The organism is Candidatus Zixiibacteriota bacterium (assembly GCA_040753495.1).
Classification (GTDB): Bacteria; Zixibacteria; MSB-5A5; order GN15; family PGXB01; genus DYGG01.
Window position 1 is genome coordinate 1 of record JBFMEF010000069.1, and the last position, 2,177, is coordinate 2,177.

Here is a 2,177-nt window from a genome sequence, read left to right on the forward strand (position 1 = left end):
CCAGCGGTCCGCCAGTGAGTCCGGGAATTTAACCGGGTCGGCAACCATGGTCGCCAGACAACGGGCATCTACATTACCGGTCTCCCACAACTGCTCAGCGAGAGCCTGGTCGGTCTTGAGTTTTTTCTGCAAAACTTTCAGATTGGCGAAATTCACCCCATAAAGATTTTCCCCGGCGCCGTGACGTCTATATATTTTGGCCGTTTGCGCCGTCCCTAATTTTTTCAACTCGGTCATGACCTGATTGAGATTCATTCCGGTTCCGCCTTCATTGACTTAATTTACAATGTACTACGATTAGACGTCATACTTACCGAGCGCTTTTAAATGCAAGTGAGAATCTATTTCAAATTTTGATGCGGCGGGGGTTCCATTGAAAGCGGGCTAAATCAACCCGGTCGCGCTCATCAATGCGGACCCCTTCCTTCTTTAGAAGCGCCTTTTGCAATTCATAACCGGCGCCGGGCCGAAGAGAGATAGTCCCCTTGGAATTTATAACACGATGCCAGGGGAGTTTTTCCTTGCCCGACAGAGAGTGCAAAGCCCGCACCACCTGCCGAGCCGCCCGGGGATTCCCCGCCAGCGCCGCAATCTGACCGTAGGATGCCACCCTGCCGCGGGGAATCTTCTTGATTACTCCCACCACAACTCGGGAGAATTCATCGCTCATAGCGCCTCCGCCTTGATGTTTATGGTTCTTTAATATAATCCGCTGCTGCTCTCCGTCAATCGCTTCTTACTCTATTGATAATCAGCGACTTGAAAGCCATGCGGAGCCGCTCTGCCGGGCGGCCGGACGACACCAGAGAGGGGCTTAAGTTTTCTTCCACAAATCCGAAATTATAGACAGATGAAGTCCATAATAAAAATCTCGGTACTCGGCGTTCTTCTGGGCGCGGTGTTCCCGGCTGGAGCCGCTCATTCCGCGGAGTTGCGGGGAGTGGTCAAGCGACCTCCGGTCAAGGCTGAGTTCTCTCAAAGGATAGAACGTTACCGCGCTACCGGCGTCGCTGCAACCTCGGAGAGAACGGCCGACTGTGCCTGTCAGCCCTCTTTGTACTCGGTCATCTGGCTCACCGGAGAGGCGCTTCCCCCTATAAAGTTGCCGTCCGAGCCGCCGGTAATGGCGCAAAAAGATAAGATGTTCACGCCGTCGGTCATGGCGGTGGCGGTCGGAACGACTGTCAGTTTCCCCAACTTTGACCCCTTTTTCCATAATGTCTTCTCCTACTCCAAACCAAAGAAGTTTGACCTGGGGCGGTATGCCCAGGGGAAATCAGCAGAGGTAAAATTCGATAGGCCGGGGATTGTCAATCTCTTCTGCGAGATTCATTATTCCATGAAAGCCTATATCCATGTGCTGGCCACCCCGTATTTCGCCGTTTCCGATGAGAAGGGGAACTTCCAAATACCCGATATCGCCCCCGGCCGATATACCCTGCATCTCTGGCAGGAGAATCAACCGGAAATTACGCGGGAGATTGAAATAGATCAGGAACCGCTGGTACTGGAATTGCAATGAAAGCGCGCCTGACCATAACCAACCGCTTCGTGATTTTCCTGGCTGCCGTCATAGCGGCACTGGCCATCAGCACCGTTTTCATTATGTCGATGGTTTTTAAAGAGGGGTTGGTGGACCTCTTTCGTCAACGTTTCGAACAAGCCCGCGAAATCACCGAGCAATATTACACACTAAGATATTTCGCCAAGCTGACCGAATTGCAGGCGCTCACCAGTTCCCCCCGTTTTATTGCGGCGCTGGAGACCGGCGATTCCCTGACCGTCGCCTATGAGGCGCCGTCATATCAGAATATCCTCGGGGCGGAATATCTGGCGCTCGCCGATACTTCGGCCCGTCTGATTTTCGCCGGCGGAAATATCCCCCGGGAACTTCTCAAAGCGGTTCAAGCCGACCTGTCGCGCCGCCCCGAGCAGATGCAGCTGCGGTATCTCGCCCTGGATTCGGTCATAGTTGAACTGGCCGTCAGCCCTGTCTCCAGCAATACCGCCCATCATATGGGCTGGCTGGCGGCGGCATCGCCGGCCTCAAGTCTGATGGCTGAAGAGCTCCAGCGGCTGACCGGATTCGACCTCTTCATCCAGGAACAGAACCAGATTATAGGTCACAGTGTCTCCCGTCTGGCGGACATTCTGCTGCGTCAGCCAGAACTTCTCAC

General features: G+C 54.0%; 4 protein-coding genes. 2 read left to right on the forward strand and 2 right to left on the reverse strand.

Annotated features, from left to right (window positions below):
* Both AB1690_04565 and AB1690_04570 read right to left on the reverse strand, forming a co-directional pair.
* Positions 1-255: DNA alkylation repair protein (locus AB1690_04565; protein MEW6014576.1), on the reverse strand; the 255-nt coding region annotated here is incomplete at its 3' end.
* A 91-nt stretch (positions 256-346) separates the two neighbouring features.
* On the reverse strand, positions 347-670 hold the full coding sequence (locus AB1690_04570; protein MEW6014577.1) for an MGMT family protein: 324 nt from the start codon (positions 668-670) through the stop codon (positions 347-349).
* Positions 671-850: 180 nt separating this feature from the next.
* Here AB1690_04570 and AB1690_04575 point away from each other — a divergent pair, with 180 nt between their 5' ends.
* Together AB1690_04575 and AB1690_04580 are read left to right on the forward strand one after the other, a co-directional pair.
* Positions 851-1,522: a hypothetical protein gene (locus AB1690_04575; protein MEW6014578.1), complete on the forward strand. Its 672-nt coding sequence runs from the start codon at positions 851-853 to the stop codon at positions 1,520-1,522.
* Positions 1,519-2,177 (forward strand): hypothetical protein (locus tag AB1690_04580; protein MEW6014579.1); only part of this gene is annotated, 659 nt, incomplete at its 3' end. The genes AB1690_04575 and AB1690_04580, both read left to right, overlap by 4 nt.

Bases quoted from the DNA above. Each gene is read 5' to 3' on its own strand.
- AB1690_04575 (MEW6014578.1), top strand. From the start codon at position 851: ATGAAGTCCATAATAAAAATCTCGGTACTCGGCGTTCTTCTGGGCGCG.
- AB1690_04570 (MEW6014577.1), bottom strand. From the start codon at position 670: ATGAGCGATGAATTCTCCCGAGTTGTGGTGGGAGTAATCAAGAAGATT.